This is a genomic window from Candidatus Nanopelagicales bacterium (assembly GCA_041393815.1).
Classification (GTDB): Bacteria; Actinomycetota; Actinomycetes; order S36-B12; family JAWKJK01; genus JAWKJK01.
In genome coordinates this window covers 23,750-38,409 of sequence record JAWKJK010000006.1, presented here as the reverse complement: position 1 = coordinate 38,409, position 14,660 = coordinate 23,750, and the positions used below count along the sequence as shown (strand labels likewise).

Genomic DNA, 14,660 nt, shown 5'->3' with positions numbered 1-14,660 from the left:
GCAGCGTCGCTACACCTGGTACGTGGTCCCGACGCGGGCCAGGTCGAAGGCGCCGTCGTACGCCCGGCCGGCCTGCTCCCGGGTGGCGTCGCGCGGGTTCCAGGCGACCAGGTGGGTCAGCACCAGGTGCCCCACCTCGGCCTTGCGGGCGTGCTCGGCCGCCTCCCGAGCGGTCAGGTGCAGGTCCGGCGGGTTGTCACCCTCCAGGAACGAGGCCTCGAACAGGGCCAGGTCGGCCCCCGCCGCGAGCTCCACGAGCGCGTCGCTGGGCCCGGTGTCGCCGGAGTAGACGATGCTCCGCCCGCCCGCGTCGATGCGGATCGCGTACGCCTCCACCGGGTGGTTGACCCGCGTCGTCGTGATGCGCATCGGACCCAGGTCCACCGGGCCGGGCAGGTGGTCGATGAACTCGAACTCCTCGGTCATCCCCGGGTTCTCGGGCAGGTCGTAGGCACGCGCCATCCGGCCCGCGGTCCCCGTGGGGCCGAGCACGGGGATCACGTGCCGGGGACCCTCCGGGTGGTAGCGCCGCGCGACGTAGTACGACGCGAGGTCGATGCAATGGTCGACGTGCAGGTGCGTCAGCAGCACCGCGTCGATCAGCTCCAGGTCCGCGTAGCGCTGCAGCGCGCCGAGGGAGCCGTTGCCGAGGTCCAGCAGGACCCGGAAGCCCTGGTGCTCCACCAGGTAGCACGACGCCGGGGAGTCAGGCCCGGGGAAGGATCCGGCGCACCCGACGACCGTCAGGTCCATGCCGCCCCCGGCCGCCGTCCCCGCACCATTGCGCGAGGGTATCGCCCGCTGCGCGGGCTCACACCGTCAGCAGTCGCGACGCGCTGCCGACGGCGCCGATCTCCGGGCCGAGGAACCGGCGGCCGAGACGCTCGAACGGTTCGGGGTCCCCGGTGGCGAGGAACCGGTGCTCGGGCTCGGGCAACGACGGGTCGCGCAGCAGGTCGTGCGCGACCAGGGTGCGGTAGACGTCCTTCGCCGTCTCCTCCGCGCTGGACACCAGCGTCACGTCCTCGCCCATGACGTAGGAGATGACGCCGGTGAGCAGCGGGTAGTGCGTGCACCCCAGCACCAGGGTGTCGACGTCGGCCGACACCAGCGGGTCGAGGTAGTCGTGTGCCACCGCGAGCAGCTCGTCGCCGCCGGTCACCCCCGCCTCGACGAACTCGACGAAGCGCGGGCAGGCCCGGGACGAGATGTCCAGGTGGGTGGCGGCCGCGAACGCGTCGTCGTACGCCTTCGACGTGATCGTCGCCCGGGTGCCGATGACCCCGACCCGGCCGTTTCGGGTCGCGGACACGGCCCGTCGCACGGCCGGCTGCACCACCTCGATCACCGGCACGTCGTAGCGCTCCCGGGCGTCGCGCAGCACCGCCGCGCTGGCGGAGTTGCAGGCGATCACCAACGCCTTCACGCCCTCGTCGACGAGGTGGTCCATGACGTCGAGGGCGTACGCGCGCACCTGCGCGATCGGCAGCGGGCCGTACGGGCCGCGGGCGGTGTCACCGACGTACAGCACCGGCTCGTGCGGGAGCTGGTCGAGCACGGCGCGGGCCACGGTGAGCCCGCCCACGCCGGAGTCGAAGATGCCCAGGGGTGCGTCCGCCATCGCCGGTCAGGCCCAGACCTGGCCCTCGAGGGCGTCCTCGGCGTCGTCCAGCGTGCCTTCGTAGACACCGGTGGACAGGTACTTCCAGCCGCCGTCGCACACGATGAACGCGATGTCGGCGCGCTCCCCGGCCTTCACCGCCTTGGCCGCGATGCCCAGCGCCGCGTGCAGGATCGCCCCGGTGGAGATCCCGGCGAAGATGCCCTCCTGGTCCAGCAGCTCGCGCACCCGCTTCACGGCGTCCCGCGGCCCGACCGAGAACCGGGTGGTGAGCACCGACTCGTCGTACAGCTCCGGCACGAACCCCTCGTCGAGGTTGCGCAGGCCGTAGACGAGCTCGCCGTAACGGGGCTCGGCGGCGACGATCTGCACGCCCGGGACCCGCTCCCGCAGGAAGCGACCGACGCCCATGAGCGTGCCGGTGGTGCCCAGCCCCGCGACGAAGTGGGTGATGGACGGCAGGTCGGCGAGGATCTCCGGGCCGGTCGTCGCGTAGTGGGCGTCGGCGTTGGCCGGGTTGCCGTACTGGTAGAGCATCACCCAGTCCGGGTGCTCCGCGGCCATCTGCTTGGCGACGCGGACCGCCTCGTTGGACCCGCCGGCGCCGGAGGAGTAGACGACCTCGGCTCCCCACATCCGCAGCAGCTGGGTGCGCTCGGCCGAGGTGTTCTCCGGCATCACGCAGACCAGCCGGTAGCCCTTGAGCCGGGCGGCCATCGCCAGCGAGATGCCGGTGTTGCCGGACGTCGGCTCCAGGATCGTCGACCCGGGGACCAGCAGGCCGTCCTTCTCGGCCTGCTCGACCATGCGCAGGGCGGCCCGGTCCTTCACCGACCCGGTGGGGTTGCGGTCCTCCAGCTTGGCCCACAGGCGTACGTCCTCCGACGGCGACAGCCGCGGCAGACCCACCAGCGGCGTCCCGCCGACGGAGTCGAGCAGGGAGTCGTACCTCATCAGCCGCCGGCGACCGCCGGGAGGATGGTCACCACGTCCCCGTCGGACAGCGTGGTGCCGAGGCCGTCGAGGAACCGGACGTCCTCGTCGTTGAGGTAGACGTTGACGAAGCGGCGCAGCGCGCCCGCGTCCAGCAGCCGGTCGCCCAGCCCGGGGTGGCGCTGGTCGAGGTCGGACACCAGGTCGGCCAGGGTGTCGCCCTTGCCCTCGACGGTCTTCGCGCCGTCGGTGTAGGTGCGCAGGATGGTCGGGATGCGGACCTCGATGGCCATGTCGTCGGGCTCCGGGAGTCGTCGTGAGGCGGTCGTCGTGAGGCGGTCGTCGCGCTGCGGTCGGGGGCGATCAGGTGCTGCGGTGCGGAACGTCCAGGGTAGGCCCCGTCATTCCCCGCCGCCGCCTCAGCCCGCGGGAGCCCCGGGCCGTGGACGGGTCCCCAGCGTGAGGCGGACCTCCTGGGTCATCGTGAGCGACCCGTCCGGCTCGGCCCCCACGTCGGCGACCATCCGGTCCCGCAGCCCCTCCCGCTCGCCCTCCGGAACCCACTCCCACAGTCCCCGCATGCCGTGGGACCAGGTCCAGTCGAACCAGTGGCCCGCGTCCCGGAACCGCACGTCCAGGCTGAAGCCGGTGGTGCGGACGTCCGCGTAGCCCGCGTCCAGCAGCAGGCTCTCGACCCCGGCGTCGGTCGCGAACGGTCCGCTGCTCCCCGAGGTACGGGCGTCCAGCAGGTGCGGGGGGAGGTAGGGCCGGAACGCCTCCTCGGCGCGCTCCCACCGGGGATCCTGCTGGCCGAAGGTGCTCACCGCCAGCCGCCCACCCGGCACCAGCAGCTCCCGCCACGCCCGCAGCGCGGAGACCGGGTCGGGCAGGAAGAACAGCACCAGCGAGGCCACCGCCACGTCGAAGGAGTCCGGTGGCAGGCTCGGGTCGCTCGCGTCCAGCACGGCGAGGCGCACGTGCGCGAGGCCTCGGTCGCGCGCCTCCGCCTCGGTCGCGGCGACCATGCCCGCGGACAGGTCGAACCCGGTCACCGACCCGGCCGGACCGACCGCTGCCGCGAGCGGGAACAGCGCCGCGCCGCGGCCGACCCCGATGTCCACGGCACGCTCCCCCGGCCTCGGCTCGGCGGCCGCGACAAGGGCCTCCGCGACGGGGCGGAACCACGGCACGTCGACCGCGTCGTACGTGTCCGCGACGCGGTCGAAGAGCGCGGCGACGGCCGCGCTGCGCTGCTCGGGCGAGGGGATGTCGATGGGGTGAGTATGCGCGGGGACGGCCGGCGCGGGAAGGCCCGGCGGCCGTGCGGTCAGCCCGTGACCGCGACCTCCTCCTCGGTGACCTCCCCGTCGACGATCCGGAAGGACCGGAACTCGTATGGGCCGTCCTGCGGACCGGTCTCCCTGGTGGAGACGAGCACGTAGTGCGCGTTCGGCTCCATCGCCAGCGAGACGTCGGTGCGCGACGGGTAGGCCTCGGTGGCGGTGTGCGAGTGGTAGATCACCACCGGCTCCTCGCCGCGCTCGTCCATCTCGCGGTACAGCCGCAGCAGGTCCCCGGAGTCGAACTCGTAGAACGTGGTGGAACGGGCCGCGTTGAGCATCGGCACGTGCCGCTCCGGGCGGTCGCTGCCCTCGGGTCCGGCGACGACGCCGCACGCCTCGTCCGGGTGGTCGCGGCGCGCGTGCGCCACGATCGCGTCGACCAGGTCCTGGCGGATCTCGAGCATGGGCGTCATGCTCCCACGCGGGATCAGGAGGGCATGAGCGCGCCGACCAGGCTGTCCTGCAGGAAGGTCAGCCAGTCGTACACGTGATAGGTCGCGGCCCGAGGGTCGTCGTCGGGGAGCCCGGCGAGCACGTCGGGGGCGTCCTCGGTGACGCCGAGCCGGGTGCCGAGCGTGAGCCGCAGGTCGTTCAGCGCGCCCAGCCAGGCCTGCGCCTGGTCCGCGGTGAGGACGACCTTCTCCCCCGAGGCCTCCAGCGTCGCTCGGGCGGTGCGGGCGGCCGCGACCTTGCCCTCCCGCAGAGCGGTCTCGGTGAACCGCCGGAACTCCTCCGACGCGCCGTCGTCCTCCGGGTAGGCGTCCGGGAAGAGCCGGGCGAGGGCCGGGTCCTCCGGGCGGTCCCCGTCGCCGCCCATCCCGACCAGCGCCTCCAGCGGGTCGGCGTCCGGGTCGGGGTCCTCGGGGGCGACGAAGTCCTCCAGCTGGGTCAGCAGCAGCCCCAGCAGGCCCTTCTCGACGTCGTCGACCCGCAGCACGATCCGGCCCGTGGCCGTGCGCCGGAAGCCGTGGACCGCCACGGTCAGTCGTCCTTCTGCAGGGTCGCCCACAGCCCGTACGAGTGCATCGCGGTCACGTCCCGCTCCATCTCCTCCCGGGTCCCGGCCGACACGACCGCCCGGCCCTTGGAGTGCACGTCCCACATCAGCGACTCGGCCTTGTCCCGGCCGTAGCCGAAGTAGGTCATGAACACGTAGGTGACGTAGGACATCAGGTTCACCGGGTCGTTCCAGACGATGGTGACCCACGGATGCTCAGGGGCGAGCACGCCCTCCGTCTCGGGGCGCTCGAGCTCCACCGGCGCCGTGCTCACCGGCCCATCGTGTCACGGCGACACCGAGCGGCAGGCATGGCCACCGCGGTCGGCCGTACGCTGCGGGCATGTCGCAGCAGCGCACGGACCAGGTCCCCCCGCCCTCACCCGGGCTGCCCGAACCCCCGCTGCTGGAACGCATCCGGGCCTCGGTCATCGGGGACGACCAGGTGATGTGGGGGCCGTACGGCCCGCGGCGGGTGACGTACGCGGACTACACCGCCAGCGGCCGGGCCCTGAGCTTCCTCGAGGACTTCATCCGCGACGAGGTCCTGCCGCGCTACGCCAACACCCACACCGAGTCCAGCGGCACCGGCCTGCAGACCACCCGGCTGCGCGAGGACGCCCGCACGATCATCCGGCGCGCGGTCAACGGCGACGACGACACCTGCGTGATCTTCTGCGGCTCGGGGTCCACCGCCGCGATCAACAAGCTGGTCGGCATCCTCAACCTGCGGCTGCCGGCCGACCTGGACCGGACCTACCACTTCTCCGAGCAGATCCCCGCCGACCAGCGACCGGTCGTCTTCATCGGGCCGTACGAGCACCACAGCAACGAGCTGCCGTGGCGGGAGTCCATCGCCGACGTCGTCACCATCCACGAGGACGCCGACGGCCACATCGACGTGGACCAGCTGCGGTCGGAGCTGGAGCGCTACGCCGACCGGCCGCTGAAGATCGGCTCGTTCAGCGCCGCGAGCAACGTCACCGGGATCATGACCGACACCCACACGATCGCCCAGGTGCTGCACGAGCACGGTGCGCTGTCGCTGTGGGACTACGCGGCGGCCGCGCCGTACGTCGACATCGACATGAACCCGCGTTGCACGGAGCACCCGCTGGCGTACAAGGACGCCATCATGCTGTCCCCGCACAAGTTCATCGGCGGACCGGGGACGCCGGGCCTGCTGCTGGCGCGGCGTGAGGTCATCACCAACACGGTGCCGGAGGCCGTCGGCGGCGGGACGGTCGCCTACGTGAACCCGACCGAGCACGTCTACCTCGACAGTCCGGAGCACCGGGAGGAGGCCGGGACCCCGGCGATCGTGGAGTCCATCCGCGCGGGGCTCGTCTTCCAGCTGAAGGAGGCCGTCGGCGTCGACGTGATCCGCGCTCACGAGGACGACTTCGTCCGCCGCGCGGTGGCGGCGTGGAGCGCGCACCCGGACATCCAGATCCTCGGCAACGTGGACGCCGAGCGGCTGTCGATCGTGTCCTTCGTGATCCGGCGGCCCGGTGGCCGCTACCTGCACCACAACCTGGTCGTCGCGATCCTCAACGACCTGTTCGGCATCCAGTCCCGCGGCGGCTGCTCGTGCGCGGGGCCCTACGGTCACCGGCTGCTGGGCATCGACCTCGAGCGCAGCCACGAGTTCGAGCGCGAGATCACCCACGGCTGCGAGGGGATCAAGCCCGGCTGGGTGCGGGTCAACTTCAACTACTTCATCTCCGAGACCGTCTTCCGGTACGTCGTCGACGCGGTGTCGCTCATCGCCGACGAGGGCTGGCGGCTGCTGCCGGACTACCGGTTCGACCCCGCGTCGGGGCTGTGGCGGCACCGCAACGGCCCGGTCGAGCCCCCGCTGCGGCTGTCGCAGCTCAGCTACGACGCGGACGGCCGCCTGGTCTACCCCCAGCAGGACGACACCGCGCCGGAGTCCGCCCTGGCGGACTACCTGGCCGAGGCGCGCCGGCTGATGGCCTCCCGGCCGGACGCACTGCCCGCCGAGAGCGGCGGGGTGGCGGTGAGCCCGGACTTCGAGCACCTGCGCTGGTTCGACCTGCCGGACGTGTGCCTGGAGCCCCTAGCCCCCCGCTGACCACGACCGCCCCACCAAGTGGCACGTACAACCACGCCCGAGGGGCTGGGAGCTGGTCAGAGGTTCCACCAGCGGGGTGGCGGGGGGTGGTCAGGAGGTCGCGGTGAGCTCCAGCGTCGGGGAGTAGCCCGGGGCCACCTTCGAGGTCGCGGTGCTCACCAGGCGGTAGGAGTACGTCCCGGGGGTGCGCGCGGACGGCAGCGCCGCCGCGAGCAGGCCGCGGGCGTTGGCCTTGACCACGGCGGTGGTGCGCCAGGTCCCGGACCGCAGCACCTGGACGCGCACCGGCTGGTTCGCCTGGCCCGGCGCCACCCGGCCGTAGACGCGGAACCGGGTGCCGGCCTTCACTGTGGCGGTCTTCAGCCGGGCCGTGACCTTGGCGCGCACGGTGGTCGACGCGGCCGCGCCGCTGTCGCCCGGCTTGCGGACGTCGGAGCCCGCGACGGTGACCCGCCAGGAGCCGGAGCCCTTCGGGGTCACGTCGAACGTGACGGTGCCGTCGTCGGCGGTCGCCGCCGAGGCCACCTTGGCCCAGGAGCCGCCGGCCTTGGCCCGCCAGCGCAGGGTCGCCGTGGCGCCCCCGACCGGCTGCTTGGCGGCCGACACGCTCGCGGTCACCGTGACCGGGTCGCCGAACGAGGCCGTCGCGGGCGCGGTCACGTCGACCGACGTCGTCGCCGGTGCGAGGCCCTGCGCGTACGCGCGCAGCTCGTCCCACTGCTTCGGGTCCTCCCCACCGACGGTCCAGAACGCGGCGCCGCCGAGTCCGAGGTCGCCGACCGTCCGGACCCGCGGCAGAACGGCGGTGGCGTCGTTGTACCAGACCTCGCGGTAGGCGGTGCAGCGCTTCGAGGTGCCGTCGTCGTCGGTCCAGGTGGTCGTGAGGGTGTAGCGGAACCACTCCTCCTTGTGCCGGTCGTCCCACTGGATGTCCGGGTAGCCGCGAGCGGCGCGCAGCCCGGGGATCTCCGCCGCGTCCGGAGCGGTGGTCGTCGTGATCGTCCGGTACGCGGCCTTCTCCTTCGTGCCGGCGTCGGTGCCGTTCGTGGGGCACTTCCCCGTCATCAGGTACTCGGTCTTGTTGCCGTCGCCATCCTGGTCGCCGGTGTCGCGACGCACCCAGTTGCGGCCGTACGTCGGCACGCCGATCTGCACCTTCTTCGGGTCGATCACGGAGGCGGCGTACTCGGCGATCCCGCGGGCCCACCAGTAGGGGCCGATCGGTCCCGGCGTGGACCAGGAGAAGTCGTACGCCATGATCCGGATCCGGTCGACCGCCGGGGCGATGCCCTCGATGTCGTAGACCCAGTAGCCGTTGGTGCCGCCGCAGCGCACCGCGGTGTCGCACGGCGGCGGGACGGCGGTCGTCAGCAGCTTGCCCTCGGCGTGCAGGGCCTGGCCGAGCTCGGTCATGAAGGTGACCCACAGCGGCCGGGTGGTGGCCCAGGTGGCGCGGCCGTCGGAGAACGCGAACTTCTCGTAGTCCAGGTCGATGCCGTCGTATCCCTCGGCCAGCACCAGGTCCACGATCTGCCGGACGTGGGTGGCCCGCTGCTGCGGGTCGGCCAGGATCTTGGCCATCCGCTTCGCGGCGGTCCCGTCGGTGATCGAGGGCACGATGGGGACCCCGGCGGTCTTCAGCCGCGCCAGCAGCGCGCGCCGGGTGCCGTCCGGGAGGTAGTTGCCGATGGACACCCCGTTGGCGGCGGAGTACTTGGCGGTGTGCCAGAACGGGGAGATCTCGGTGAACAGGTCCGCGTTGGCCAGGAAGCTGGTCACCGAGGCCTCATTGGTCCAGTACGGCAGCCAGCCGGTGAGGATCCGCTTCGGAGGGACGGTGGGCTCGTCCGCGGATGCCGGCGGACCCACCATGAGGCCCACCGCGAGGGCGGCGGCCAGCACGGTGGACAGCAACGCGGCGACGCGGCTGCGGGGACGGACGGGGCGTCGGCTGCGGGCACGGCGCACGCGTGGGCTCCTCGCGGTCGGGACGGTCACCGGGGAAGGCGACGCAAGGCCAGGGGGACACAGCCATTGTGACCCGCACCTGGTCCGACGCCCGCATCCGCGGGGTCGTTCCGGGCGATTCGTCCGGTTACCGGAGCCCTCCCCCCGGGACAACCCCGGGTCGGGTCAGGGGACGGACTTGATCGGCACGATCGCGACCGCACCGAGCAGGGTCACGATCGCGGTCACGATGTACAGCGCGGGGTAGCCGAAGTCGTCCCGGCCGAAGACCGTCAGCGCGGCCAGCGCGATGACCGGGGCCAGCACCTGCGGCGCGGAGTTGGCGATGTTGATGACCCCCAGGTCGCGGGCGCGGTCGCGGGCGGCCGGCAGCACCTGGGTGATCAGCGCCTGGTCGACGGCGAGGTACCAGCCGTAGCCCAGCCCGAGGATGAGCGCGGCGACGAACGCCGGACCGATCGTGGTGGTGAAGGCCAGGATCACCGCGGCGACGGCCATGACCACGGTGGCCTCGATGACGAAGATCTTGCGCCGCCCGCTGCGGTCGGAGAAGTACCCGCCGACCACGGCCGTGGCCATGGTCCCGAAGGCGTACAGGCCGATGAGGATCGTCTGGTTCTGCTGGGCCGCGGTGTCGTCCAGGCCGATGCGGTCCTTGAGGAAGAACAGCAGGTACAGCGTCGCGATCGCGCTGCCGAGCTGGACCAGGAACCGCGCCCCCCACGCCCAGGCGAAGTCGGGGTACAGCCGCGGGGAGACCCAGAAGCCCTTGACGAACCTGCCCAGGTGGAACGGCTCGCGGTCCTCCCGGGGCAGCACGGGGTCCTTCAGCACCGCGAGGAACGGCAGCACGAGCAGCAGCAGCAGCGCCGAGGTCAGGTAATGCCCGGCCGCCAGCCCGGTGACGACGAACGACACCAGGGCCACGCCCAGCACGATGCCGAGGGTCTGCGCCAGCCCGACCCAGCCGGAGGCGACACCGCGCTGGTTCACCGGGACCTGGTCCGGGATGGTGGCGGTGAGGGCCGCGTACGCGGAGTTGACCGACACCTGCGCGAACAGCCAGGTGATCGCCAGCCCGAGCACGGTGGACTGCAGGGTCAGCAGCGACACGGCGATCGCCCCGACGATCGCGCCGCCGAGCAGCCAGGGCCGCCGTCGGCCGAAGCGGGAGGTCGTCCGGTCCGACAGGGCACCGGCCAGCGGGTTGCCGACGACCGAGCCCAGCACGCCGACGCCGGTGACGACCGCGAGGGCGAACTCCTTGCCGTCCGCCCCGGAGATCTCCTCCGACATGCGGGGCAGCAGGTTCTGGATGGGCGTGTAGAACGCCAGCATGATCCCGAGGTTGGCCAGCGCCAGGGTCCCCAGGAACAGCCCGTTGACGCGGCGGGTCGGCTCCTGCAGCGCGACCGTGGGGACCGGCGGCGCCGGTTCGGCCGGCGGCATCGGCGTGCTCACGACGCCACCCGCGGCACCGAGCCGGCCGCGGCACCGGTGACGACCTGGCGGTACCACGAGAACGAGTCCTTCGGCGTGCGCCGCTGGGTGAGGAAGTCGTTGTGCACCAGCCCGAAGCGCTGGGAGGTCCCCTCGGCCCACTCGAAGTTGTCGATGAAGGACCAGCAGAAGTAGCCGCGCACGTCGACGCCGGCGTCGATGGCGGCTGCCACCGCGCGGATGTGCCGGTCGAGGTAGGCGATCCGGAACCCGTCGCGGACGCGGCCCTCCGAGTCGACCTCGTCCGGGATCGAGGTCCCGTTCTCGGTGACCAGCAGCGGGGGCAGCGCGTCGCCGTACCGATCACGCAGGCCGACGAGCAGCTCGGTCAGCGCCTCAGGGACGACCGGCCAGTTGAAGCCAGAGCGCGGGTAGCCCTCGATCTCCACCAGCTCGAACCCCATCGGGTTGTCCGGGCCGGCCGCCCGCACCATCTGCGGGTTGTAGTAGTTGACGCCGACGAAGTCGACCGGCGTGGCGATCGTCTCGGCATCCCCCTCGTGCACGACCGATAGGTCCGAGCCCGGGTAGACCTCGGCCGGGTCGACCGGCTGGGTGCCCAGCAGGACCGGGTCCATGAACTGCCGGTTGTAGTACGCGTCCATCCGGGCCGCGGCGGCCCGGTCGCCCTCGCTGTCGGGGTCCTGCGGCCAGATCGGGGCCAGGTTGTTGGTGATGCCGATCGGAGCGGTGATCCCCTCGGCCCGCAGCGCCTGCACCGCGAGGCCGTGCCCGAGCAGCAGGTGGTGGACGACCGGCCAGACCGCCAGGCCGAGCACCCGGCCGGGGGCATGGACGCCGAAGGAGTAGCCGAACGACGTGAGCACGAACGGCTCGTTGAGCGTGATCCACCCGGCCACCCGGTCGCCGAGCTTGGCCGCCATCAGGGCGGCGTACTCGGCGAAGCGCAGCGAGGTGTCCCGGTCCAGCCAGCCGCCCTGCGCCTCCAGCGCCTGCGGCAGGTCCCAGTGGAAGAGCGTGAGGTACGGCGCGATGCCGCGCGCGACCAGGCCGTCGACGAGACGGTCGTAGAAGTCCAGGCCCCGCGGCTCCACCGCACCGGCGCCCGCGGGCACGATCCGGGGCCAGCCGACCGAGAGCCGGTAGGCGTTGACCCCCAGGTCGTGCATCAGGTCCAGGTCGGACTCCCAGCGGTGGTAGTGGTCGCAGGCCACGTCGCCGGTCTCGCCGGTCAGGACCTTGCCCGGCTCGCGGACGAAGGCGTCCCAGGTGGACATCCCCTTGCCGTCGGCGTCCCAGCCCCCCTCGATCTGGTACGACGCCGTGGCCGTCCCCCAGGCGAAGCCGGTCGGGAACGCCGGGAACGGCGCGTCGGACGGGGTGAGGACGGGCGGGCTGGGGTTCTCGGTCACGGGGCTCATCCCAGCACCACGCGGCACCGGACGCCATCGATCCGGACGGGGTCACGCCGGCCTTCTGGCGTCCGGAGTGCGGACGCCCGGCGAGCCGAAGGTGACTCCGGCGGGGGTCGTCACGCACCATGGCGGACGTGCCGCCCACCCCCACCCCGCTGCGTCGCCCCGTCACGAGGGCCGCGGTCCCGCTGGCGATCGCCGCCGTGACCGTGTCCCTGCTCGTGGCCCCGACGGCGTCGGCGGCCCCCGCGCGCACGGCACCCGCGACGAACCCGGTCGCAGCCCTCGCCCCCGCGGCGGTCTCCTCGGCCGCCGCCGAGGCCCGGGTCGCGCGGCTGCTGCCCAGCCGGCTGCGCAACCGGGCGCTGGGGTCCCTGGTCGGCCTGCACGTGGCGGATGCCGGGACCGGGCGGGCGATCTACGGCTCGCGCTCCACCCAGCCGCTGATGCCGGCCTCGACCATGAAGATCGTCACGGCGACCACCGCACTCATGACGCTCGGTCCGAACGCCCGTTTCGTCACCCGCACCGTCGTCGGCTCCGGTCCGCAGAACCTCGTCCTGGTGGGGGGCGGTGACCCCCGCCTGTCGTCGGCGGACCTGCGCCGGCTGGCCACCCGTACCGCCCGGGCCTGGCGCGCGACGGCAGCCACCGGAGCCGTGCGGGTGACCCTGGACGACACCCTGTTCCCGGCGCCGTCCGCCGCCCCGGGGTGGGGCAGCACCTACCAGCCGGGCGTCGTGTCGCCCGTACGGTCCCTCAACCGCGACGGCCGGCACACGTGGGACAACGCCGACGACGCCGCCCGCTACTTCGTCGCCCGGCTGAACCGGGCCGGACTCAAGGCCACCTACCGCGGCCGGGCGGCCGCGGACCCGGGTGCGACCGCGCTGGCGTCGGTCCGCAGCCAGCAGCTCAAGGTCGACATCCGCTGGATGCTCAAGATGTCCGACAACGACGTGGCCGAGATCCTCTTCCGGCAGGTCGCGCTGGCCACCGGGCAGCCGGCCACCTGGGCCGGCGCCTCCCGGGCCGCGGTCACCGTGCTGGAGTCCCTCGGGATCGCCACCGACGGGCTGGTCCTGGTCGACGGCAGCGGTGCCTCCCGGCGCGCCCGGCTGACCCCGTACGCGCTCACCGAGGTGCTGCGGCTGTCGGTGACGGGCGAGCACCCCGAGCTCGACCCGATCTACGCCGACGGCGGGCTGCCGGTGGCCGGGGTCGACGGCACCCTGACGACCCGGTTGGGCCGCTACAACACCGCGCCGTCGCGGTGCGCGGCGGGCAGGGTGATGGCCAAGACCGGCACCCTCACCGGGGTGATCTCCCTGGCCGGGGTGGCGCAGGGTGCGGACGGCCGGCCGAAGGTGTTCGCGGTGCTGGTCAACCGGCAGCCGTCGTCGGTGGCGAAGCTCACGACCCGGCGCGCGGTGGACGGCCTGGCCGCGACGGTCACCGGCTGCTGGTAGCCGGCGCAGGCGCCCTGGTCATCGCAGCGCGCGGGCGATGTCCGCCGCTGCGCGCAGCACCCGCGGCCCCACTTCGGCCGGGTCCGGGTCGCCCACCACGACGACGCCGACGCAGGCATCCACCCCGGGCACCCCGGGCAGTGCCGCCGCCACGCCGAGAGCGCCGGGCAGGGGGTCCCCCGCGACGGCCACCCAGCCGGGGTCCGCTGCGACCCGACCCGCTCGGGCGACCTGCAGTGCCCGCCCGCCGGCGCCGCGGTCCAGCGGGACGCGCGCACCGACCCGCGACGCCACGTGCACGTCCACGCGGGTGGGCTCGACGACGGCCACCGTGAGCCCCTCCGTTCCGTCGAGGACGAGCAGGTAGGAGGTGGCGCCGAGACCGTCGGACAGCCGCCGCAGCGCCGGCAGGGCGGCGTCGCGCAGCAGCGGCTGGACGTGCCGGGACAGCCCGAGCACCGCGAGCCCGAGCCGGCACCGACCGTCCGCCCCGCGACGCAGCAGCCCGTGCTGCTCCAGGGTCACGACCAGCCGGTAGACGACGGTGCGGCTGACCCCGAGGGCCGCGGCCAGCTCGGTGACCGTCATGCCCTCGGGCTGCTCGGCCAGCAGGGACAGGACCCGCAGGCCCCGGTCCAAGGTCTGTGAGGTCTCCGCCGCCATCACGTCACCCCCGACGCCCCGGTGCCGACGGCCGAGGACGTGCGCTCAGGCGGCCAGCGCCTTCTTGGCGCGGGACCGCACGACGAAGGCGCCGATGATCTCCATCAAGCCCGTGAAGATCAGCCAGAAGCCCATCACGAACGCCAGCGTCAGCAGCGTGATGCCCGGCCAGAACACGATCACGCCGCCGCCGATCACCATCACGATGCCGGTGAAGATCTGCCAGCCGCGGCCGTCTGCGCCCTTGTCCTGGAACCCGAGCACCAGGTAGAGCATGCCGCGGAAGATGAACGACAGGCCGATGAACAGCGCCAGCAGCCAGACCGCGTCACCGACGCTGGTGATCGCGAAGATGCCCAGCACCAGGGACAGCACGCCGCCGATCCACAGCAGCACCCGCGCCGACGTCGGCAGGCCGGACGCGAAGCCGCGCACCAGCTGGAAGATGCCACTCACCAGCAGGTAGATGGCGAACAGCACCGCGACCACGAGGATCGTCTGCTTGGGCCAGGCCACGACGACGACGCCGAGCGCCAGCGTGATCAGCCCGAGGAAGAGCAGCACCCACCACGACTCGCCGACGGCCTTGATGAAGGAGCGGGTCTCCGCGTCCATGTCGCCGCCGGGCCCCATGGGCATGCCGGTGCCGGGGTCGATGGTGGTCATCGGGTCTCCTTCGTCGTCTGCGAGGCCGG

The 14,660-nt window shown here is 72.9% G+C and carries 15 protein-coding genes; 2 read left to right on the top strand and 13 right to left on the bottom strand.

Translation table 11 applies throughout. The annotated features are described in order from the left end of the window. Window positions 1–9 precede the first annotated feature (9 nt). From R2737_15520 to clpS, 8 genes are all read right to left on the bottom strand, one after another. Window positions 10–753, bottom strand: coding sequence for an MBL fold metallo-hydrolase (locus R2737_15520; GenBank protein MEZ5117670.1), 744 nt, complete (start codon window positions 751–753; stop codon window positions 10–12). 58 nt (window positions 754–811) lie between these two features. After that, window positions 812–1,621: a glutamate racemase gene (gene murI, locus R2737_15515; GenBank protein ID MEZ5117669.1), complete on the bottom strand. Its 810-nt coding sequence runs from the start codon at window positions 1,619–1,621 to the stop codon at window positions 812–814. Between the two features lie 6 nt (window positions 1,622–1,627). Continuing rightward, window positions 1,628–2,578, bottom strand: coding sequence for a cysteine synthase (locus R2737_15510; protein MEZ5117668.1), 951 nt, complete (start codon window positions 2,576–2,578; stop codon window positions 1,628–1,630). Continuing rightward, window positions 2,575–2,847, bottom strand: coding sequence for a MoaD/ThiS family protein (locus R2737_15505; protein MEZ5117667.1), 273 nt, complete (start codon window positions 2,845–2,847; stop codon window positions 2,575–2,577). Before R2737_15505 ends, R2737_15510 begins: the two co-directional genes overlap by 4 nt. A gap of 126 nt (window positions 2,848–2,973) precedes the next feature. Next, a complete protein-coding gene (locus R2737_15500) occupies window positions 2,974–3,822 on the bottom strand; it encodes a methyltransferase domain-containing protein (GenBank protein ID MEZ5117666.1) in 849 nt (282 codons plus the stop codon). Window positions 3,823–3,881: 59 nt separating this feature from the next. Continuing rightward, on the bottom strand, window positions 3,882–4,301 hold the full coding sequence (locus tag R2737_15495; GenBank protein MEZ5117665.1) for a M67 family metallopeptidase: 420 nt from the start codon (window positions 4,299–4,301) through the stop codon (window positions 3,882–3,884). Between the two features lie 23 nt (window positions 4,302–4,324). Beyond that, window positions 4,325–4,876: a DUF2017 domain-containing protein gene (locus tag R2737_15490; protein MEZ5117664.1), complete on the bottom strand. Its 552-nt coding sequence runs from the start codon at window positions 4,874–4,876 to the stop codon at window positions 4,325–4,327. A 2-nt stretch (window positions 4,877–4,878) separates the two neighbouring features. Beyond that, window positions 4,879–5,169, bottom strand: coding sequence for an ATP-dependent Clp protease adapter ClpS (gene clpS / locus R2737_15485; GenBank protein ID MEZ5117663.1), 291 nt, complete (start codon window positions 5,167–5,169; stop codon window positions 4,879–4,881). Between the two features lie 68 nt (window positions 5,170–5,237). Here clpS and R2737_15480 point away from each other — a divergent pair, with 68 nt between their 5' ends. Next, window positions 5,238–6,989 carry an aminotransferase class V-fold PLP-dependent enzyme gene (locus R2737_15480; protein MEZ5117662.1) on the top strand — a complete coding sequence of 584 codons (1,752 nt, stop codon included), beginning with the start codon at window positions 5,238–5,240 and terminating at the stop codon, window positions 6,987–6,989. Between the two features lie 90 nt (window positions 6,990–7,079). Here R2737_15480 and R2737_15475 read toward each other — a convergent pair whose 3' ends face one another. The 3 genes from R2737_15475 to R2737_15465 form a co-directional block, all read right to left on the bottom strand. Then, a complete protein-coding gene (locus R2737_15475; GenBank protein MEZ5117661.1) occupies window positions 7,080–8,957 on the bottom strand; it encodes a glycosyl hydrolase family 18 protein in 1,878 nt (625 codons plus the stop codon). A gap of 165 nt (window positions 8,958–9,122) precedes the next feature. Next, on the bottom strand, window positions 9,123–10,418 hold the full coding sequence (locus tag R2737_15470) for an MFS transporter (protein MEZ5117660.1): 1,296 nt from the start codon (window positions 10,416–10,418) through the stop codon (window positions 9,123–9,125). Further along, a complete protein-coding gene (locus tag R2737_15465) occupies window positions 10,415–11,830 on the bottom strand; it encodes a GH1 family beta-glucosidase (protein ID MEZ5117659.1) in 1,416 nt (471 codons plus the stop codon). Before R2737_15465 ends, R2737_15470 begins: the two co-directional genes overlap by 4 nt. Before the next feature lie 137 nt (window positions 11,831–11,967). On the opposite strand from R2737_15465, the gene dacB reads away from it, so the two are divergent. After that, window positions 11,968–13,302 (top strand): D-alanyl-D-alanine carboxypeptidase/D-alanyl-D-alanine-endopeptidase, encoded by a 1,335-nt coding sequence (gene dacB, locus R2737_15460; protein MEZ5117658.1) that lies wholly within the window; start codon window positions 11,968–11,970, stop codon window positions 13,300–13,302. 18 nt (window positions 13,303–13,320) lie between these two features. Here the strand turns inward: dacB and R2737_15455 are convergent, their stop codons facing one another. Together R2737_15455 and R2737_15450 are read right to left on the bottom strand one after the other, a co-directional pair. Next, window positions 13,321–13,965, bottom strand: coding sequence for a helix-turn-helix domain-containing protein (locus R2737_15455; protein MEZ5117657.1), 645 nt, complete (start codon window positions 13,963–13,965; stop codon window positions 13,321–13,323). A gap of 45 nt (window positions 13,966–14,010) precedes the next feature. Further along, window positions 14,011–14,631 carry an HdeD family acid-resistance protein gene (locus R2737_15450; GenBank protein ID MEZ5117656.1) on the bottom strand — a complete coding sequence of 207 codons (621 nt, stop codon included), beginning with the start codon at window positions 14,629–14,631 and terminating at the stop codon, window positions 14,011–14,013. Between the last annotated feature and the right edge of the window lie 29 nt (window positions 14,632–14,660).